This is a genomic window from Jejuia spongiicola (assembly GCF_023502325.1).
Taxonomy (GTDB): domain Bacteria; phylum Bacteroidota; class Bacteroidia; order Flavobacteriales; family Flavobacteriaceae; genus Wocania_A; species Wocania_A spongiicola.
This window is the reverse complement of record NZ_JAMFLZ010000004.1, coordinates 533978-554895: the sequence shown is the minus strand read 5'-3', so window position 1 is coordinate 554895 and position 20918 is coordinate 533978. Positions and strand designations below refer to the sequence as shown.

Annotated in this window: 21 protein-coding genes; 11 read left to right on the top strand and 10 right to left on the bottom strand. The window is 31.3% G+C overall.

What is annotated here, in order from left to right:
* Window positions 1-25 precede the first annotated feature (25 nt).
* The 3 genes from M3P09_RS12245 (at window position 26) to M3P09_RS12235 (ending at window position 3346) form a co-directional block, all read left to right on the top strand.
* Window positions 26-1522 carry a hypothetical protein gene (locus tag M3P09_RS12245; protein WP_249973348.1) on the top strand — a complete coding sequence of 499 codons (1497 nt, stop codon included), beginning with the start codon at window positions 26-28 and terminating at the stop codon, window positions 1520-1522.
* Between the two features lie 26 nt (window positions 1523-1548).
* Complete coding sequence (locus M3P09_RS12240) at window positions 1549-2766, top strand: hypothetical protein (protein ID WP_249973346.1); 1218 nt, start codon at window positions 1549-1551, stop codon at window positions 2764-2766.
* 118 nt (window positions 2767-2884) lie between these two features.
* Window positions 2885-3346 (top strand): DUF4890 domain-containing protein, encoded by a 462-nt coding sequence (locus tag M3P09_RS12235; protein ID WP_249973345.1) that lies wholly within the window; start codon window positions 2885-2887, stop codon window positions 3344-3346.
* A 73-nt stretch (window positions 3347-3419) separates the two neighbouring features.
* Here M3P09_RS12235 and hemL read toward each other — a convergent pair whose 3' ends face one another.
* Genes hemL through M3P09_RS12215 form a run of 4 tightly spaced genes read right to left on the bottom strand, consistent with a single transcriptional unit; the run spans window position 3420 to window position 6767 of the window.
* Window positions 3420-4706, bottom strand: a complete 1287-nt coding sequence (gene hemL / locus M3P09_RS12230) for a glutamate-1-semialdehyde 2,1-aminomutase (RefSeq protein WP_249973343.1) — start codon at window positions 4704-4706, stop codon at window positions 3420-3422.
* Between the two features lie 8 nt (window positions 4707-4714).
* The gene (locus tag M3P09_RS12225) at window positions 4715-5524 is read right to left on the bottom strand and encodes a glucosaminidase domain-containing protein (protein ID WP_249973342.1); all 810 of its coding nucleotides are present in this window, start codon (window positions 5522-5524) and stop codon (window positions 4715-4717) included.
* Window positions 5525-5527: 3 nt separating this feature from the next.
* Window positions 5528-6439 (bottom strand): 1-aminocyclopropane-1-carboxylate deaminase/D-cysteine desulfhydrase, encoded by a 912-nt coding sequence (locus M3P09_RS12220; protein WP_249973341.1) that lies wholly within the window; start codon window positions 6437-6439, stop codon window positions 5528-5530.
* Window positions 6429-6767, bottom strand: coding sequence for a hypothetical protein (locus M3P09_RS12215; protein WP_249973339.1), 339 nt, complete (start codon window positions 6765-6767; stop codon window positions 6429-6431). The genes M3P09_RS12220 and M3P09_RS12215 overlap by 11 nt, the downstream gene beginning before the upstream one ends.
* Before the next feature lie 119 nt (window positions 6768-6886).
* On the opposite strand from M3P09_RS12215, the gene M3P09_RS12210 reads away from it, so the two are divergent.
* On the top strand, window positions 6887-7051 hold the full coding sequence (locus M3P09_RS12210; RefSeq protein WP_158231424.1) for a C1orf53 family protein: 165 nt from the start codon (window positions 6887-6889) through the stop codon (window positions 7049-7051).
* 135 nt (window positions 7052-7186) lie between these two features.
* Entirely contained in the window at window positions 7187-7738 is a 552-nt protein-coding gene (locus M3P09_RS12205; RefSeq protein ID WP_249973338.1) for a DUF4136 domain-containing protein, read from the top strand.
* Window positions 7739-7792: 54 nt separating this feature from the next.
* Here M3P09_RS12205 and M3P09_RS12200 read toward each other — a convergent pair whose 3' ends face one another.
* Window positions 7793-8896 (bottom strand): bestrophin family protein, encoded by a 1104-nt coding sequence (locus tag M3P09_RS12200; RefSeq protein WP_249973337.1) that lies wholly within the window; start codon window positions 8894-8896, stop codon window positions 7793-7795.
* Between the two features lie 148 nt (window positions 8897-9044).
* On the opposite strand from M3P09_RS12200, the gene M3P09_RS12195 reads away from it, so the two are divergent.
* Window positions 9045-10805, top strand: a complete 1761-nt coding sequence (locus M3P09_RS12195) for an aromatic amino acid hydroxylase (RefSeq protein WP_249973335.1) — start codon at window positions 9045-9047, stop codon at window positions 10803-10805.
* A gap of 83 nt (window positions 10806-10888) precedes the next feature.
* Here the strand turns inward: M3P09_RS12195 and M3P09_RS12190 are convergent, their stop codons facing one another.
* The 5 genes from M3P09_RS12190 to alaS form a co-directional block, all read right to left on the bottom strand.
* Complete coding sequence (locus M3P09_RS12190; RefSeq protein WP_249973334.1) at window positions 10889-11641, bottom strand: enoyl-CoA hydratase/isomerase family protein; 753 nt, start codon at window positions 11639-11641, stop codon at window positions 10889-10891.
* 15 nt (window positions 11642-11656) lie between these two features.
* Window positions 11657-12598: a pyridoxal-phosphate dependent enzyme gene (locus M3P09_RS12185; RefSeq protein WP_249973332.1), complete on the bottom strand. Its 942-nt coding sequence runs from the start codon at window positions 12596-12598 to the stop codon at window positions 11657-11659.
* 9 nt (window positions 12599-12607) lie between these two features.
* Window positions 12608-13222, bottom strand: a complete 615-nt coding sequence (locus tag M3P09_RS12180; protein WP_099563731.1) for a DUF4230 domain-containing protein — start codon at window positions 13220-13222, stop codon at window positions 12608-12610.
* Between the two features lie 434 nt (window positions 13223-13656).
* Window positions 13657-14607 (bottom strand): GSCFA domain-containing protein, encoded by a 951-nt coding sequence (locus tag M3P09_RS12175; protein WP_249973386.1) that lies wholly within the window; start codon window positions 14605-14607, stop codon window positions 13657-13659.
* Window positions 14608-14784: 177 nt separating this feature from the next.
* Window positions 14785-17400 (bottom strand): alanine--tRNA ligase, encoded by a 2616-nt coding sequence (alaS, locus tag M3P09_RS12170; protein ID WP_249973330.1) that lies wholly within the window; start codon window positions 17398-17400, stop codon window positions 14785-14787.
* A gap of 221 nt (window positions 17401-17621) precedes the next feature.
* On the opposite strand from alaS, the gene M3P09_RS12165 reads away from it, so the two are divergent.
* The 5 genes from M3P09_RS12165 to M3P09_RS12145 all read left to right on the top strand — a co-directional run bounded on the left by M3P09_RS12165 (window position 17622) and on the right by M3P09_RS12145 (window position 20863).
* Window positions 17622-18593 carry a M23 family metallopeptidase gene (locus M3P09_RS12165; RefSeq protein WP_249973329.1) on the top strand — a complete coding sequence of 324 codons (972 nt, stop codon included), beginning with the start codon at window positions 17622-17624 and terminating at the stop codon, window positions 18591-18593.
* The gene (locus M3P09_RS12160) at window positions 18593-18922 is read left to right on the top strand and encodes a MerR family transcriptional regulator (protein WP_099563735.1); all 330 of its coding nucleotides are present in this window, start codon (window positions 18593-18595) and stop codon (window positions 18920-18922) included. Before M3P09_RS12165 ends, M3P09_RS12160 begins: the two co-directional genes overlap by 1 nt.
* A 98-nt stretch (window positions 18923-19020) precedes the next feature.
* On the top strand, window positions 19021-19608 hold the full coding sequence (locus tag M3P09_RS12155; protein WP_249973328.1) for a LemA family protein: 588 nt from the start codon (window positions 19021-19023) through the stop codon (window positions 19606-19608).
* Window positions 19608-20045 carry a TPM domain-containing protein gene (locus M3P09_RS12150; RefSeq protein ID WP_249973327.1) on the top strand — a complete coding sequence of 146 codons (438 nt, stop codon included), beginning with the start codon at window positions 19608-19610 and terminating at the stop codon, window positions 20043-20045. The genes M3P09_RS12155 and M3P09_RS12150 overlap by 1 nt, the downstream gene beginning before the upstream one ends.
* A complete protein-coding gene (locus M3P09_RS12145) occupies window positions 20045-20863 on the top strand; it encodes a TPM domain-containing protein (RefSeq protein ID WP_249973326.1) in 819 nt (272 codons plus the stop codon). Before M3P09_RS12150 ends, M3P09_RS12145 begins: the two co-directional genes overlap by 1 nt.
* Window positions 20864-20918: the final 55 nt, after the last annotated feature.

Sequence of the window (20918 nt, the reverse complement as noted above, 5' to 3'; positions counted from 1 at the left end):
TTTAAAATTATTTAATGACGATTAAATGAATGATTTAAATACAATTATTTCTACATTTTCTGGTGAAGATCAGCAACATTTCATAAACTACTTAGAAAAAAAGAATAAGCGTAGAGATGCTAAAAACATTCAATTATTTAAACTCTTATTACATGACAATTTAAACTCGAAAGACTTATGCTTTAAACTATACAAAAACGATAGCAGAAATGCATACCATGCCCTAAGAAAACGCTTATATCAATCGATAATTGATTTTATTGCGAATGTAAGTTTACAAGAAGAAAAGGCCATTGATATGCAAATTATTAAATACGTATTAGCATCACGCATCTGTTTACAACACAAACAATACAAAGCGGCATATAAAATTTTGGACAAAGCCGAAACATTAGCTACAGAACATCATTTATTTCCCTTATTAAACGAAATTTATCATACCAAAATCCAATACGCATATGTAAACCCTTCAATAGATATTAATCACCTTATTTCTAAATTTAAATACAATCAAAAAAACCATCAATTAGAAGATCAACTTAATATTGTTTATGCAAAAATTAGACAAACAATTAATAATAATATTTATAAAGGAGATATTGTAGATTTTCAAACCATTTTTAACGCAACTTTAAAAGAATACAATATCAGTTTTAACGAATCTATGTCGTTTAAATCATTATATCAGTTAATTGCAATTAATAGTTTTTCAGCTTTTGTTACTAACGATTACTTAAAAATCGAGCCATTTTTAATTAGTACCTATAAGTCTATACTTAAACATAAAGACCGAGAGAAACAATTGTATTATCATATTGAAATTTTATATCTAATAGCAAATACCTTATTTAGAAATAAAAAATTTAACGACTCTATGCATTATTTAAATATGATGCATGACCGCATGAAAGGGAAGCGAAAAAAACACTACAACACCTTTAAGTTAAAACACAGTTTGCTTTTAAGTCTCAATTTAAACTACAGCAATAAACAAGATGAAGCCATAAATTTATTAACGCCTTTGGCAATAATTAAACACGAAGACATTGAAACTTTATTAGACATTAATTTAAGCTTAGTTATGTTTTATTTTCAAAAAAATGATTTAAAAAAAGCATACTCCCTTTTTTCAAAATTTTACCATACCGATAAATGGTATACTGAAAAAGCAGGTAAAGAGTGGGTGATTAAAAAGCACTTAATGGAAATTTTACTGCACATTGAACTCAAAAACATCGACCTTGTTGATTCCAGATTATTGAGTTTTAAACGAAATCATTCTAATTATTTAAAAGAAATTAATCAGCAACGTGCTCTGATTTTTTTATCTTTAGCGGAAGATTGCTATAAAAACCCTGAAATAATAACCTCTGAAACTTTTAAAAGTAAAGTTGAAAATGCTTTTGAATGGATTAGCAAAGACAGAGAAGACATTTTTGTAATGAGCTTTTATGCATGGTTAAAATGCAAAATGGAAAACCAGCCCCTTTACTACACCACTTTGAACATGATAAAACTGTAAAACCCGCTTACTAACTGGTTTTACATATGCAAAAAACACTATTTATTATAATCCTTAGTTTTATTGGGATTCCCTATTTATCAGCACAACAAAAGGACAGCTTATTATTTAAAAACGGTATTGATAATCCAAACATTTTATCAACTCACCATTTTGGGATATTCAGTTCTCGTATACATCAAAATTTTAAAATAAAACCTCCAAAAAGCACAACACTTTCTTTAAACTCGTCAAGTGGCAATAATTTCCATCCTTTTGTAGAAGTTTATTTACCAAAAGACCCTGAAGTACGTAAAGCACTAAGTCAGGTTATTTGGCATAATCGTAATTTTAATTTTATCAATCAAGAAACAACACCTGCAGATTATATGAATATTGTTATTGATGCAGTTATTAAAGAGTTTAGAGTTGGTGCAAATATTCCTTTAGGTAAGCATAATGAATTAGGCATCTCGCTTCGATCTTACTTAATTACTAAAGGAAAATATCCTTTTTCTTTTTTTACAAGTGATGAGACTATCGAATGGTTTCACAGCAATATTTCTGGAGGTGAAGACCCTTACGGAAGGCGTTACTATGGATTAAATCAAGTAAACTTTAAATACACCGATAGAAACGGAAACACACTAAAATTAGAACCTAATGATTTCTTTATAAGTGGAATTGAGTTTAATCACTACTATTACCCTTCATTAAAAATTAACAGCAATAAAAACATATTTATAAGCTTTGGTAATCATTTAGGTATTAATACAGCAAAATACAACTCTTCGATAGATATTGGTTTTTCTGCAAGTGGGATTAAAAAGATTTTTCTGAAAAACAAAAACGAATTCAATATTGGTATTGGAATGAATTTACTTCGCAAAAACCTTATTAATTTTGATGATGTTATAGACTTAGGGAATAATAAATTTTTGGCAACAGTTGAAGCTAATATTGAATTTACAAAATATACAAAAAAAGGAAATTATCATGCTTTTGGAGTAAACTACCAAATCCAGTCACGTTATAACAAACTTAAAGAAGCCGATTACTATAAACTCTTGGGTAAATGGCAAGAAATAAATGGTGGTTGGCAAAATGGTTTCGAAAAGCTATATAAAGCTTTATCTAATTGGTCCTTTATATACACCTACGGGCATTCAAAATATAAACTATCATTGTACTTTAAAGAGGATTTTTTAGTAAATAATGCTCCCGATTTTCAAACAGGTATTAGTTTAAGTTTTCCAGTTTTTTAAACAGCCTAGTCATCATCTTTATTGTAAAACATGTTAACTTCTCGTTAAATACAGAATGTGTTTTAAACCTTTTTAGCTTACTCAAGTCCTAGCAATAAATAACTTAAAACATAATAAAATGAAAAGATTAGTAATAATTGCATTAGCCTTCTTCGCATTGCAAGCAACAGCACAACAACCTAACAAAGAGCGCTCTAACAGACAAGAAAGAAATCAAAAAATGATGAACCTTTCCGCTGAAGAAATAGCTACGTTACAAACAAAAAAAATGATATTACATTTAGATTTGAATGAATCGCAACAAGCAAAAATTCATAAACTAAATTTAGAAAATGCCACTAAAAGAAAAGCAATGATGGAAGCTCGAAAAGCTAGAAAAGAAAGTGGTAATACTGAAAAACCATCAAAAGAAGAACGTTATAAAATGATGAATGCTAAATTAGACCATCAAATAGCGATGAAAGCAAAAATGAAAGACATTTTAAATGAAGAGCAATATGCCAAATGGGAAAAGGCGCAAGCAAAAAGAATGAATAAAACAAAAAATCGTAGAAAGGGACAAGGCAAGAAAAGACAATAATAATTTTTGGTTGATTATTTGATTATAGTTTGTTAATTAGAGCATTTCTAAATTTAGAAATGCTCTTTTTTATTTATAATGTTTTCGCAACCTTATCGATAGCCTCAATAGTATAATCTAAATCTTTATAAGTTAAAGCATCGGTAATAAACCAAGTTTCAAATGCACTTGGCGCTATATAAACTCCTTCGTTAAGTAAACCGTGAAAGAATTTTTTAAAGGTTTCATTATTTCCTTTTGCTGCTGTTTCAAAATCTACAACTTCTCCCTCATCAAAGTGCACAGAAATCATAGACCCCACTCTATTTATAGTATACACGATATTATTATCACTCAAAACCTTTGCAATGCCTTCATGTAAATATGCTGTTTTCTCTTCTAATCTATTAAAAATTTCAACATCATTATTCAACTCATTTAGCATTGCTAATCCAGCAGCCATGGCTAACGGGTTTCCACTTAAAGTTCCTGCTTGATACACAGGTCCTAGCGGTGCTAAATAATTCATAATTTCGTTTCGTGCTGCAAAAGCACCAACTGGCAAACCGCCACCAATTACTTTTCCGAAACAAACAATATCCGCATTAATATTAAAAAGCTCCTGCGCTCCTCCTCTTGCCAAACGAAAACCTGTCATCACTTCATCAAAAACTAAGAGGATATTATTAGCATTACATAAATCTCTCAATCCTTTTAAAAATTCATTTTTTGGTGGAATACATCCCATATTACCAGCAACTGGTTCTATAATGATACAAGCTATTTCATCTTTATTAGCCTCAATTAATTGACTTACATTTTCAATATCATTATAACGGGCCAACAAAGTATCTTTGGCTGTGCCTTGGGTTACACCAGGGCTATTAGGTGTTCCAAATGTAATTGCACCACTACCCGCTTGAATTAAAAACGAATCGGAATGTCCATGATAGCACCCAGCAAACTTTATAATTTTGTCTTTTCCTGTAAAACCTCTTGCTAAACGAACAGCACTCATACAAGCTTCTGTACCTGAGTTTACAAATCTAATCTTATCAATATTTGGAACCATTGAAACTGCTAATTCAGCAATTTTAGTTTCAATTTCTGTAGGCATGCCAAACGATGTTCCTTTTTTAGCTTTGTCAACTACTGCATCTACAACTGGTTTGTAGGCATGACCAAGAATCATTGGTCCCCAAGAATTAATATAGTCGATCAATCGGTTTCCGTCTTCATCATACAAATAGCCCCCTTTTGCTTCTTTTACAAAAATTGGTGTTCCTCCTACTGCTTTAAAAGCGCGTACTGGAGAATTTACGCCTCCAGGAATAACCATTTCGGCTTGTGCAAATAATGCACTACTACGTTTATAGTTCATGTGTATTATTAATTATTTGATGATGGTTTAACAATTATAGCTTGTCCAATACTAATTGTATTATCATTTAAACCATTTATATTTTGAAGTTCTTTTACACTAATATTATACTTTCTTGAAATAGAGTACAATGTATCGCCCTTTACTACGGTATAAGTTACTACTTCATTTGTTATTGGTTCTTTGTATTCAGTATAAGAATCTCCCAATACTTCTTTGTCAAATTCATGCAAATTATAGCGTTCTATTAAACTAATCAATTTTTGAGGATATTTCCTATCGGTAGCATACCCTGCTGCTTTTAATCCTTTTGCCCAACCTTTGTAGTTTTCTTTTTTAAGTTTAAAAAGTTTCGAATAACGTTTTCGCTCTGATAAAAACAACGAATGATCTCTGAATGAATATTTAGCATCTTTATATTTTCTGAAACATTCTTGTTTTTTATCATCATCATGATATATCTTTTTACCTGTCCATCCGTGGCATTTAATACCAAAATGGTTATTCGCTTTAACAGACAATGTTCCTTTTCCTGAACCAGACTCTAGAATACCCTGAGCCAAAGTAATACTGGCAGGAATATTATACAAACGCATTTCATTTTGGGCAATTTCTTTATAAGTATCTATATATCTTTCGGTGTTATTTGCATATATTTTTGGTGGTTTTACGGCTACAACATCATCCGTTTTCTTAGGCTCTACTTTTGTTTCAACCTGCTCCGTATTGGTCTTTGTTTTTTTAGTGACAATCGTTTTTTTTGAACGACAACTAAAAACCATGGTCATCAAACAGCATATTAATAATAATCGCTTCATCTTTTATTCAATTAATAATAAATTTTTCTTTTTTAAAATAACATTCATTCCTGCTACACCTTGAAGCCCTCCAGTATGAATTGCTAAAATTCTTGACCCGTTAGGAAAAAATCCTTTTTCGATTAAATCAAAAACTCCAAACATCATTTTCCCAGTATAAATAGGATCTAAAGGAATTTCAAAATCACTCTTAAACTGATTAATAAAACTAACTAATGCTTCATTTATTTTAGCATATCCTCCAAAATGATAGTCAGTTATTATTTTCCAATTGGTTTTCATTACAAATTTACTAATATCTTGTTGTAAAAACTCACCTTTTAAAGCTGAAAAACCTAAAACTTGTTGACTAGGTTTTGAACAATTTATTAGTCCAGAAATTGTACCGCCAGTACCAACTGCTGCACATATATAATCAAAGCCATTATCATCATCAGTCAGTATCTCTTCACAACCCTTAATTGCCAAAGGATTTGTGCCACCTTCAGGAATTAAATAAAATGCACCATACTCTTTTTCTAAATTAGAAATAAAAGTTTTTTCTGTTTTATTTCTATAATCCTCGCGAGACACAAACTTGAAATGCATGCCGCATTCTTTAGCAAATTTTAAAGTAGTATTGGTATTCACTTTGTCATTAAGTTCTTCGCCTCGAATAACCCCAATAGTTTTAAAACCAAATGTTTTTCCTGCTGAAGCAACAGCGGCAATATGATTTGAATAAGCACCACCAAAAGTAAGTAAGGTTTTAAAATCTTTTTTTTTGGCCTCAATAAGATTGTATTTTAACTTTCTATATTTATTCCCTGAAACAAAAGGATGTATTCTATCTTCTCGTTTTATAAAAAGTTCAACACCTTTATTTTTAGATAAAAAAACAGGCTGATTAATACTATTTTCAAGTTCAAAAATCATTACTGCGAAGATACTTTAAAAATCCCCAAAACGATCTCTGTTTTAAGTAATCTAAATTCAATTCATTACTATAAGCTTCTCTTTCAAAGGAAATGTTTTTATAGGCTAAATGCCATCTTTTATATTGAAATAACCTAAATAAAAACTCAAATATATAGAATATATAAAATGGTATAATTAACATTTCTAGCTGTTGCCTTAAATGAATTTTTTCATGGTTGATTAAAACATAATCTGTTTTAAAACACTTGTTTTTTAAAAACACAAAAGGAAAAACAGTTAAACCTGTATAACCTTTTGGTACTAAATATTTTGAAATAAGAATCATAAACTTACAGTATTCAAAAATCAATCCAATATTTACTTTTATAAAAACAGTGAATAAATAGAACCTTTGATTAAAGACACCTGCAAAGGTTTTCTAAGATATACTATATTTGCAAGATAATGAAGAAAATAATCCCCATTGAAGAAGGCGACTACTACTTAACGCCAGAAGGTTACCGATGCTTTACCGAACAATACCATTTAAGAAGAGGCTATTGTTGCGAAAGCGGTTGTAGACACTGCCCTTACGGCTACAACAAAAATACAAATTCTATTAAAAAGTAAAATAATATTAGTTTTAACATAATGATAATCATATCACTTGGTATGATTATTGATGCTAATAAAACACAAAAAAGTCAATGATTTAAGCGAATTGTTGTATTTTAGAAATAAAAAAGAAAACTAAATATTAAGGCTATGAAAAAAACATTAAAAGCATTACCATTTTTAGCATTGTTAATTTTGGTATCCTCTTGTAGTTCTGTTAGAGTTGCAGTTGACTATGATAAAAACGCAAAATTTGGCGAATATAAAACTTTTGCTTTCTTTAAAACAGGTATCGATAAAGCAGAAATTAGCGATTTAGATAAACGTAGAATTCTTCGTGCTATAGAAGCAGAACTTTTAACAAAAGGCTTTACAAAATCTGAAAACCCAGATTTATTAGTAAGTCTTTTTACAAAATCTCAACAACGTGTTAATGTTTACAACAATGCCTGGGGCTACGGCGGCTGGGGCTGGGGCGGTTTTGGACCTGGTTGGGGTTGGGGTTGGAATAACCAACCTTCAGTATCAACACGCACACAAGGCGTTTTGTATGTAGACTTAATTGATGCCAGCAAAAAAGAATTGGTTTGGCAAGGTATGGGTACCGGTTACTTATCTCAAAATATGGAGAAAAAAGAATTACGAATTAAAGAATTTGTTGCAAAAATAATGGAAAAATATCCTCCAGGAGCGCAACAATAAAACATACAAAAAAAGCAACTCGTTTGAGTTGCTTTTTTTTTGTAAAATACTCAACTACATTACAATATCATTTTTCCAAACATAAGGCTCAGGAATATCAGTATCATCAATAAGCTGTCTAATATCTATTTCAATCCCTCTACTCATATCAGTAATAGGGATATCATTTGGCCCACCTTCAAAAGGGTTTTCGGTATTTTCACCAATGGCTTCCATAGTATGGAATACCCAAGAAATAAGGGCGCTAAAAGGTATTGAAAACCAAACAAAATGTTTTGCTATAAATTCCTGCGCTAAATGACCTAAAGAAGTTCTTGACTCATGATTTGCTAAGTCCTCTAAAATATGGGTGCCAATAGATTCAAAACCTTCCATAATTCCAAAAGGCAAAAGAATAATAAAAATCCAGACGAAAAGATAATTTAAAGTTGCAAACTGTCTAGGATACGGAAAGTTTTTAATACGCTCTGACTTTCCTTGGAGTGTATAAAACTCCACTAACATATTAGTCATTTCCATGTGCCTAAAATCTTCGATTAACCCTTCTTTCATCAACTCTTTCAAACGCTTTGATTGTATACCTAATATTTGAGAAGCTTGGTTTCCTTTTGCAAATAACTCTTTATATTCAGCCTCAGAAATATATGGTTTTATTGCGCCTTCAATAGGTTCAACATCTTCACAAACTCTATACGTTGCTGCTCTAAATTCTATATTAGACCGTTTATTTTTTAGGTGCATTTCCCACGGTTTATCTTTTCGTAACTGATAGCGCAATGCTGTTAACCAAGCTACATGACGGTGTACTAATTCTCTATGGATTAAAGACAACTCCTTTTCAGAAAGAGCTTCCTTTGCATGATCGTTATTAATAAAATCCTTAACCATAATAGTCCAGGAACGCGATGCATTAACAATACCGCCCCAAATTTTGCGAGCTTCCCAAAGTCTGTCATAAGATGCATTATTTTTAAACCCTACAATAAATGCTACAGCTGTAGCCAAGGCACCTAATGGCAACCACGGTACATGCAACCACTTTAAGCCTACAACATCAAAAAGGAAAACAGGTATTAAGGCTAAAAAAAGAAATAAGAAAATATGGCGTCGTGTCCATTTTAAAACACCCATCACAGGAAATATTCGTCTTGTATACATAACTTTTAAAACATTTATATGCTTATAAATATATGGAATTCTTAACTCAACATATAAAACAGTTTATTTAATTTTTAATAAATCATTAATTGAGTAATTTTTATAGAGAATTCGTATTTTTACATAGAAGTTGTACAAAGAAAATATTATGTCAAATACTATTGAATCTAATGTTATTTTAAATCGCTTACCTAAGCATTTGAGGCAATTCATAAAACCTCAAAACTATGAAGATTATTCTGCTATAGATCAGGCAGTTTGGCGATATGTTATGCGTAAAAATGTTGATTTTTTATCAACTGTTGCTCATAAATCTTATCTAGATGGTTTAAAACAAACAGGAATTTCTATTGATAGCATTCCTAATATGTATGGCATGAATAGGATTTTGAAAGACATCGGTTGGGCTGCCGTAGCGGTAGATGGATTTATTCCGCCTAATGCATTTATGGAATTTCAGGCTTACAATGTTTTGGTTATTGCCAGTGATATTAGACAATTAGAACATATTGAATATACTCCGGCGCCAGACATTATTCATGAAGGTGCTGGACATGCCCCTATTATTGCAAACCCAGAATATGCAGAGTATTTGCGTCGTTTTGGCGAAGTAGGTTGCAAAGCTATTTCATCGGCTAAAGATTATGAACTATACGAAGCTGTAAGGCATTTATCAATCATTAAAGAAGCACCAAATTCTAAAGAAGAAGATATCGCTTCCGCAGAAAAAAAAGTTGAAGATTTACAACAAAATATGGGTAAACCTAGTGAAATGGCCTTGATAAGAAATTTACATTGGTGGACGGTTGAATATGGACTAATAGGAACGCTGGAAGACCCAAAAATATATGGCGCAGGCTTACTGTCTTCAATTGGAGAAAGTGCATGGTGTATGACAGATGAAGTTGAGAAACTACCTTACAATATAGATTCAACCTTCAAAGATTTTGATATTACCAAACCGCAACCTCAGCTTTTTGTAACGCCAGATTTTGCTCATTTAAGTTTAATACTGGAAGAATTTGCTAACACCATGGCATTACGTAAAGGAGGATTATCTGGGGTTAATAAATTAATTCACTCAAAAGCACTAGGAACTATCGAACTTAGTACGGGCATACAAGTATCTGGCGTATTTAGTCACGTTATTGAATATGAAAGAAAACCCATTTACATTCAAACAACTGGAGAAACCGCTTTAGCTTATAGAGAGAAAGAGTTGGTTGGTCATGGTATTGAAACTCATGCAGAAGGATTTGGTTCTCCTATAGGAAAACTAAAAGGAATTAATCTTGCTATTGAAGATATGAGTCCGCGTGATTTAAGCGCTTACGATATTTATGAAGAAAAAATTGTAACGTTAGAATTTGAAGGTGGTGTTACCGTTTCTGGTGAAATCATTACAGGTAAGCGAAATTTACAAGGAAAAATAATATTGATTAGCTTTAAAAACTGTACGGTTAAACATAACAACACCGTATTATTTGAGCCTGAATGGGGTATTTATGATATGGCTGTTGGTAAAGATATTGTTTCTGCTTTTTCTGGACCAGCCGATTTAAACAGTTTCGATTTAATTACTCATGTGCCATCAACACAAACTATTCATGTAAAAAAATCTAGCGAATTACTCAAACTTGAAGCACTTTACAAACAAGTTAGAGATTATAGAGAAGGTAAAAACAAAACCATTTCTAGAACTAAAGTCTTGGAAGAACTTATTGAAAATCATCCTAACGATTGGTTACTGCCTGTTGAACTTTATGAGTTAGCTTATATAGGAAATGAAACTAAATTATGCGAAAGCATTTTAAATCATTTGGAAACCATTAAACAAAACAGACCCGAAGTGGGGCGTTTAATTGATGATGGATTGGGGATTATTGAAAATAAAATTAAAGTAGAATAATATCACTCCTCATTTCGTCATTTTGAACTTGTTTCAGGATCACACTTTATGAGACCCTGAAATAAATTTAGGGTGGCGTTTGATTACTTAAACCGCTTTAAAGTTTCTTTAGTAAAATCGCTTAATACCAAATTACCACTAATTTTGGCGCGCTCTAAAAGTAAATCATCCCAATGCCCTGTATCTTTCCAAAAGACTTTTTTCATTTCTTTTAAAGCATCTGGGTTATAACTTGCTAGTTTCTCTGCTAAGTTTTTTACAGCTTTGTCTAAAGCTTCAACGGTATCAAAAATATCAGCATACAAGTTTTTATCCTTAGCAAATTCTGCAGTAAAAAACTGTTCAGCATTAATTGCCATTTGAGACATTGTAGTTTGCCCTATTTTTCGAGACACTGTTGGCTCTATTACAAAAGGGCCAATTCCAATACTTAGTTCACTTAATTTTATTGAAGCGTATTTAGTGGCTAAACAATAATCGGTTGTAGCTGCCAAACCAACACCGCCTCCTACTGCTTTACCTTGAATACGGCCAATAATTAACTTAGGACTCTTTCTCATTGCATTTATAACGTTGGCAAAACCTGAGAAAAACTGCTTTCCTTCCTCTGCATCATCAATGGCAATAAGTTCTTTAAAACTTGCTCCAGCACAAAAAGTCCTATTGCCTCCGCTTTTTAAAACAATAACTTTAATGGCATCATTATTCCCGGCTTCTGTAATAGTATTTTCTAACTTTTTGAGATTATCGCTAGGCATAGCATTATGCTCTGGATGGAAAAACTCTATATATCCAACTTTATTATCAATTTCTAACTTTACGTATGGTTCTAACATAGTTGCAAATTACAATTATTTATTAAACGGCAAATTAGATAAATCTACATTTCCGCCAGAAATTATTAGGCCCACATTTTTATTTATTAAAGTACCTTTATTCTTTAAAAGGGCTGCAAAAGCAACTGCACTTGATGGTTCGATAATAATTTTCATACGTTCCCAAATGAGTTTCATAGCATGAATTATTTCATCTTCTTCTACGCATACAATTTTTTCAACATCAGCTTTTATAATTGGAAAATTTCGATCACCTAAATGTGTTCTTAATCCATCAGCTATAGTATTTGAAGTCTCATTTTTTTCTATTTTCCCTGATAATAACGACCTGTAAGCATCATCTGCTTCTTTAGGTTCTCCAGCAATTACTTTGCAGTTTTTAGAAAAATATTTTGCTGCCAACAATGTTCCTGCTAATAAACCACCTCCTCCTACTGGTGTAAAAATACAATCTAAGTTAGCATAATCTTCTAACAATTCTAAAGCAGCTGTTCCTTGCCCATGAATAACATTATCATCATTTGAAGGATGAATAAATGTAGCTCCTTTTTCAATTGCAATTCTATGAGCCTCATCCTCGCGTGATTGAATATTTGAACCACATTCTATAATAATTCCTCCATAAGTTTTTACTGCATCTTTCTTTACTTGTGGTGCGTTTTCTGGCATTATAATATAAGCTTTAACGCCTATTTTTTTTGCAGCTAATGATAAAGCTTGCGCAAAATTACCAGAAGAATGAGTTACAACTCCTCTACTTTTTTGCTCTTGGTTTAAATTTAAAATAGCGTTTGCTGCACCACGCATTTTAAAAGCTCCCATTTTTTGAAAATTTTCGCACTTAAAAAACACATTAGCATTACACATATCATTTATTAGTTGCGAAGTTAAAACTGGAGTTCTATGGATATAAGGCTTTATTTGATTGTGAACATTTTGCAAAGTAACTTTATCCATAATGGGTAACTATAATTTTAAGCCTTCTAGGTTACTAACAGAAGTCATTGGAGTTTCGTTATATTTTAATGTCCACCCTAAAGAATTGGTTAAAATATAAAACTTTGAAAGTTCACTTATCAATCTGTTTTTAGCATTTTTCTTTAAATCTGACGTTTCTAACTTCTTAGCTAACGATGCTTTAACTGTATTTTTAATATCGTTATAATCTTTGGCCTCAAAAGGGTTAAAAAAATCAGATTGCATATCATAATATTCCAAATCTGGATTTATTTTTATTTCTTCTTCTGGAATACTAATAATTTGAAGTGTTTTTGTTTCTTCATCAATTTTAAATTCAATTTTACTTAAATCATAGGCTATGGTAACATCAGCATTTACAACTACTAATGCTTTTTTTTCTGAAGTAAAATAGTCTCCAAAAATATCCTTGGAATTTTTATAATTAAAAACTTCACTAAAATGTCCTTCAGTAACAATTAACTTACCTACATTTTTAATTTGCTCTTGAATAAGCGCAGAGTTTTCTTGAAGTACTACTTTGCTCTCTTTTTTTTCATTGCAATATTTAAAAGTGAATAAAATAACTAATGTTATAATGACACCAAATAGAATTTTTCGCATGCACTAATTTAGAAATATTTTTCTAGTAAACTACAATGGGTTATTTATAAACAAAAAAAACATCAGTTTCCTTCGACATAAGAAGTCTAACCAATGTTTATCACAAAACTAACTAACTCTAAACTGTGTCAAAAATAATATATACTATTAAAGCTGACATTAACTTAAGGTTAAACAAACTTTAAGTTATATGAGGTTGTTTTTTAATTAAATAACATATGCATTTTACATTAATAAAGAGCATAAAAAAACACTAATTGCTAGCCCCTTTAAAAGAATCTATACAATTAATGTTTTTTGATATGAACTGATTAATAGCATTTTAAATCTACAATTATATGTTTAAGTTTTAATAAATTTTCGATGAAGTGTTCTTAAAAGAGATTAAACGCAATAACATCTTTTGTTCAAGAAAATATATTTATTTACATATATTAAAATGAGATATGTGGAAATTTTACTTTAAGCTTTTCTATCTTTAAATCTAAATTTTTAAGAAATTTTTGATGCGCTTCTGAGTTTTCATTAAAAGACTTGTGTTTTAATCCTTTTTGAATAGCATCTACATTCTCCATTGTTATTGATGCTTCTTTTGAAATCCAAACCTCTTGAAACTTTTTCCAAATATAATTTATTGCTATCTGGTTGGGGTGCAACATATCTTCATTATAAAAACGATAATCACGAAGTTCGTCCATCATAATCTCGTAAGAAGGAAAGTAATAAGTATTGCTTTTCTCGCTGAGTATTTGGTGTATTGCTGAAATTAGGTGTGCTTTGCCTAACGTGTTTTCAACAAATCCATCTTTGATATGACGAACTGGTGATACTGTAAAAATAATGGAAGCATCATTATTAATATTTTTAATTAATTCTACTATCTTTTTTAAAGATTCAAAAACAGCATTAACAGGCATTAATTCTTTTTTGAATTCCTTTTGCTGTACTTTGTGGCAGTTTGCTACTATTTTTTTGGTTTCTATATGATTATAAACCCAAGCTGTGCCTAATGTAATTATTATATTCGTTGATTTGGAAATTTGCTGATTGACAGATTTTATGGATGTATTCAAATGTTCTAACAAATCTTCCTTAGAGGTACAGCTTAATTTTGAATGAGCATCAAAACAATGCCACTGTTCATTATGAAAAAAAACATCTTTTTCTAAATATTCTTTTCCTTTAACGGCTTTAGTAATTAAAGTTTCAATTGCTTTTGGGTGAAATAAAATACCAAGTGGGTTTTGAATATTTTTAAATTTAAAGTATTCTAATTTGTTTCCAATATTCTCCACAAAACAAGAACCCAGTAATAGTATATTAGAATTATAATCTATTTGATTATTAGACTGCTTTTCTAACGGTATTTGGGTTTGTAATTTCATAGAATTAATACTCTGTAACATTTCCTACCTTTTTCATACTAACAATTCATAATAGTTAACATTTATGAATTATGAAAAAGAATAAAATCAAATATGTATCATTAAAAAACAAGTTTTTAAAGTTTTACAGATGTGAAATAAAAACATTCAACAAAATTTTAGGAATTAAATAAACTTTTATTTCAAATAGTCTTTAGCTTTTTCTAAAGCTTCATTAATTCCACTTGGGTTTTTACCACCTGCAGTGGCAAAAAATGGTTGTCCACCTCCACCGCCTTGGATGTATTTACCAAGTTCTCTAACTACTTGTCCGGCATTTAAACCTTTGCTAGCCACTAATTCTTTTGAAATATAACAAGACAACAATGCTTTTCCGTTTTGTTCGGTAGCAAATAATAAAAATAAGTTTTCAAACTGATTACCTAATTCAAAAGCAACATCTTTTAAGCCTGCTGCATCTAAATCTAATTTTTTAGCTAAAAACTGAATGCCATTAACTTCGGTTAATTCATTTCTAAGTTCTCCTTTTATATTTTTAGCTTTATCTTTTAACAAAGCTTCAATCTGTTTTTTAAGGTTTACATTTTCGCTTTGTAAATTTTGTAATGCCTTTACAGGTTCTTTTGCATTATTAAGTAAATCTCTCATTTCAAAATAAGCACGATTATTTTCATGATAAAAATCTTTTACAGCATCATTAGTAATAGCTTCAATACGACGAATTCCAGCAGCTACAGCTCCTTCTGAAACTATTTTAAAATGCCAAATGTCTGCAGTATTCTTTACATGTGTGCCGCCACAAAGCTCAATTGATTTTCCAAAACGGATTGCACGAACCGTATCTCCATATTTTTCACCAAATAAACTCATAGCGCCTTCTGCTATAGCTTCCTCTTTAGGAATATTTCGTTTTTCTATCAACGGTAATTTTCCATCAATCCTTCTATTTACAAAATTCTCCACATCGCGTAATTCTTCAACGGTAAGTTTGGAAAAATGTGAAAAATCAAATCGCAAATATTTTGAATGAACTGCAGAACCTTTTTGCTCTACATGCTCTCCTAAAACTTCTCGCAATGCTTGATGTAACAAGTGTGTTGCTGTATGATTACATTCCGTTCTATAACGCTGTTTATCGTCTACAACTGCTTGAAAAGATTCTTCAATATGTTTTGGTAGGTTTTTTGCGAAATGAATAATAACATTATTTTCCTTTTTCGTGTCTAGAATATAAACCACGTCGCCATGTGCATCTTCCAAATAGCCTTTATCTCCAACTTGCCCACCTCCCTCTGGATAAAAAGGGGTTAAATTAAATACAAGTTGGTACATATCGCCATCTTTCTTAGAAGTAACTTTTCTATATCGCGTTAGTTTAACATTAGCTTTTAATGTATCGTAGCCTACAAATTCTTCGTCTATATCATCAACTAAAATCGTCCAATCATCTGTAGACATTTCACTAGCAGCTCGCGAACGTCTTTTCTGTTTCTGAAGCTCTTCATCAAAACCTTTCTCATCTAATTTTAAGCTTTTTTCAGAAAGAATTAATGCTGTTAAATCTATAGGAAAGCCATAAGTATCATATAACTCAAATGCTTTTTCACCAGAAACGGTATCACCATTAGTTTCATCAACAATTCGGTTTAACAACACTAAACCTTGATCTAAAGTTCTTAAAAAAGACTGTTCTTCCTCTTTTATAACATTTTCAATAAGGTGTTTTTGAGCTTTTAATTCTGGAAAAGCTGCTCCCATTCTTTTACTCAAAACATCAACTAATCTATAAATAAAGGGTTCTTTTTTATCTAAAAATGTAAAACCATAACGTACCGCACGACGCAAAATTCTACGAATTACATAACCCGCACCAGTATTACTAGGTAATTGCCCATCGGCTATTGAAAAAGCAACAGCTCGTACATGATCAGAGATTACTCGTATTGCTATATCAGACTTTTCGTTTTTACCATATTTTTTATTAGTAATGATTTCAATTTCTCTAATTATTGGGGTAAATACATCTGTATCATAATTTGATTGTACACCCTGCAAAACCATACAAAGTCTTTCGAAACCCATACCTGTATCAATATGCTTATCTGGAAGATTTTCTAAGCTACCATTAGCTTTTCGGTTGTATTGCATAAATACTAAATTCCAGATTTCAACAACTTGAGGGTGATCTTTGTTTACTAAATCCTTCCCATCAACTTTAGCTTTCTCTTCAGCAGAACGAATATCAACATGAATCTCACTACAAGGTCCACATGGTCCTTGATCTCCCATTTCCCAAAAATTATCTTTTTTATCACCTTTCAAAATACGATCTTCTGCAATATGTTGTTTCCAAAAATCGTAAGCTTCAGTATCCATTGGTAATTTATCAGCATCATCACTCCCTTCAAAAACCGTAACGTATAAAATATCTTTATCAATACCATAAACTTCGGTTAGCAATTCCCAAGCCCAAGCAATAGCCTCTTTTTTAAAATAATCGCCAAAACTCCAATTCCCTAACATTTCAAACAAAGTATGGTGGTATGTGTCATAACCTACCTCTTCTAAATCGTTATGCTTTCCAGAAACACGTAAACATTTCTGGCTATCAGCAATTCTATCGTTTTTGGGCTGAGCATTCCCTAAAAAATATTCTTTAAAAGGTGCCATACCAGAATTTACAAACATTAATGTAGGGTCGTCTTTTAAAACCATTGGTGCAGACGGAACAATACTATGCTTCTTTTCTTCAAAAAAACTTAAAAACTTTGATCGGATATCTTGTGACTTCATTTACTATAACTGGTAATGCTGTTTATGCTAAATTATTTTAATTGCAAAACAATTTTTATATTTACTCACCATTTTCTATTTTAAATGGTAGAGTATGTAAACCTAAAAATAAACTACAATCAAAATGAAAGTAATAATATTTTTGTAGGTTTGGTCGTTTGCATATAAAATCCAACACTTACGTTGATTTTTTCAATTGCAAAAATAGTATAATTTAAACAATGAGTAAGGTAAAATATTATTACGATTCTGAATCGCTTTCCTATCGAAAAATTGAACGCAAAAAAAGAAAAACATTTGCTTTTATCTCTATTTTTCTTTTAGCCTCTTTTTTGTTTTCATTTATTATCATTTTTATTGCTAATTTATATATAGAATCTCCTAAAGAAAAAGCTTTAAAAAGAGAGCTCCAAAATGCGCAATTGCAATTTGAGTTATTGAATAAAAAAATGGATGAAGCCGAGGCTGTTCTTACAAATGTAGCCGATAGAGACAACAATATATATCGCGTTTATTTTGAAGCAAACCCTATTCCTGACGAGCAACGTAAAGCTGGTTTTGGTGGTATTAATAGGTATAAAAATTTAGAAGGTTTTGATAACTCTGAATTGATTATTGAAAGCAATAAACGCTTAGATATATTACAAAAACAAATAGTAGTACAGTCAAAATCGTTGGATGAAATTACCGTTTTGGCTGAAGAAAAAGAAAAGCTTTTAACCGCTATACCAGCAATTCAACCTGTTAGTAACGAAGATTTAACACGTATGGCTTCTGGTTATGGCATGAGATCTGACCCTTTTACTAAAGCTAGAAAAATGCATTGGGGTATGGATTTTACTGCACCAAGAGGCACACCTATTTATGCTACTGGTGACGGAGTTGTTAAGCGTGCCGATGCAGGTTCCAGTGGATATGGTAAGCATATTAGAATAGATCATGGTTTTGGTTACGTAAGTCTTTACGCCCATTTGTATAAATACAAAGTAAAAAAGAATCAAAAAGTAAAGCGTGGCGATCTTATAGGTTTTGTTGGTAGTACAGGGCGTTCTGAAGCACCACATTTACATTACGAAATATTTAAGGATGGTACACGTATTAACCCTATAAACTTTTACTATGGAAGTTTAACTGCCGAAGAATTTAGCAAATTATTAGAGCACGCATCGTTAGAAAATCAATCTTTAGATTAATGCATATAGATTTACCAGAAAAAAGATATTACGGCATTGGCGAAGTTGCTAAAGCGTTTCATGTAAACACTTCATTAATTCGTTTTTGGGAAAAGGAATTTGATGCATTAAAGCCAAAAAAAAATGCGAAAGGCAACCGTAAGTTTACTCCAGAAGACATTAAAAACTTAAAGCTTATTTATCATCTTGTAAAAGAACGAGGTTTTACTTTAGATGGCGCTAAAATTCATTTAAAAGAAGGCAAAAAAGAAACTTTAAATAATTTCGAAATTATTAGCAAGCTAGAGGATGTAAAAAATCAGCTTAAAAAAATTAAAGAACATCTTTAACATTTTAACGCTTTATAAAAAAAGACATCCTTAATCATGTAACTTTTTTAAAAATTAAGTGTCTCACAAATAACAAATTATATTAATTTAAATTTATTATGAAGAAATTTTTACCATGGATTGTAATAGGAATACTTGTTATTGGTTTGTATTCTTGGGGAAAAGGATTTAATAACACTGCTGTAGAGTATGAAGCTGATGCAAAAACTGAATGGTCTAAAGTAGAAAGTGCTTACCAACGTCGTGCAGATTTAATTCCAAATCTTGTTGCTACTGTTAAAGGCTATGCTGCACATGAAAAAGAAACATTAGAAGGCGTTATTAAAGCGCGAAGCGAAGCCACAAAAACAACTATTGACGCTGGCAATTTAACTCCTGAAAAAATGGCTCAGTTTCAACAAGCACAGCAAGGGTTAACTGGGGCTTTATCTAAATTGCTAGTAACTGTCGAACGTTATCCCGAGTTAAAAGCAGATCAAAGCTTTTTAGAATTACAATCTCAACTTGAAGGTACTGAGAACAGAATTAACGTAACAAGAGACCGTTATAATGATGCTGTAAATATTTATGATAAATACACTACCAAATTTCCTGGAAAGTTATTAGCTAGTTTATTTGGTTTTGAAGAAATGGCAAGATTTAAAAGTGCACCAGGAAGTGAAAATGCTCCTAAAGTTGAGTTTTAATGTCTAAAATTGAAGCTTTTCTATCAGCTGGTGAAGAACGCGATATTGTTGAAGCCATTAGGTTAGCAGAATTAAATACTTCTGGTGAAATAAAAGTTCATATTGAAAAAACCTCAAATGGCGACGCAACAAATCGGGCTTTAGAGGTTTTTCATACCTTAAAAATGGATAACACCAAACTTCAAAATGCCGTATTAATCTATGTTGCTATAGAAGACAAAAACTTTGTTATATATGGTGATACAGGTATAAACAAAGTTGTACCAAATAATTTTTGGGACAGCACAAAAGATATTATGCAATCGCATTTTAAATCTGGGAATTTTAAACAAGGGCTTGTTGAAGGCATTCAAAAATCTGGAAAGCAACTCAAAACATATTTCCCTTATTCAAATTTAGATACTAACGAACTTTCAAACGACATATCTAAAGGCTAATGCTGAAGCGCAAACATATTATTTTATTTATTCTTTTAAGTTTTGGTTTAAACCAAGTAGGATTCGCTCAATTTGAGATTCCAGATAAACCAAAGCTTCAAACAAGTGTTTACGATTATATAAATTTGCTTTCTGCTTCGCAAAAAAATAATTTAGAGCAAAAGCTTATTAAATATTCTGATACTACATCTACTCAAATTGTTCTAACAGTAATAAGCTCTACTAAAGGTGAAAACATTAATTATTTAGGTGCTCAATGGGGTGAGAAATGGGGAATTGGTCAAGCCAAAGAAGATAATGGTATTTTAATAATTCTTGCTAAGGATGATAGGCGGATAGGGATAAATACAGGTGAAGGAATTGAATACCTTTTAACAGATGCATTATCTAAACGTATTATTGAACGCGATATAATACCTTTTTTTAAACAAAATGATTATTACGGAGGTTTAAATAAAGGTATAGAATCTATTTTTGAAGTTTTAAATGGCGAATATCAAGGTACTCGAAAATCATCAAATAATGAATTTCCAATTGGATTTATTTTTATTTTACTTTTTATATTTATTATTATTCTTATTTCTATTTCTAAAAACAGAAGGAATGGAGGTAATGGTGGCAACAGAGGTAATAGATCTGACGGCATTGATATTCTTGAAGCCATTATTTTAAGCAACTCTGGACGCGGAAGCTACAGGCGAAGTTCTGGCGGCTTTGGCGGTGGTTGGTCTTCAGGTGGAAGCAGTAGTGGCGGTGGTTTTGGTGGCGGCTTCGGCGGTGGTGGTTTTAGTGGTGGCGGTGCCTCTGGAGGTTGGTAACAACAAAAAAAGCATCAAATATATATTCAATGCTTTTTAATACTATTTAAGCCTA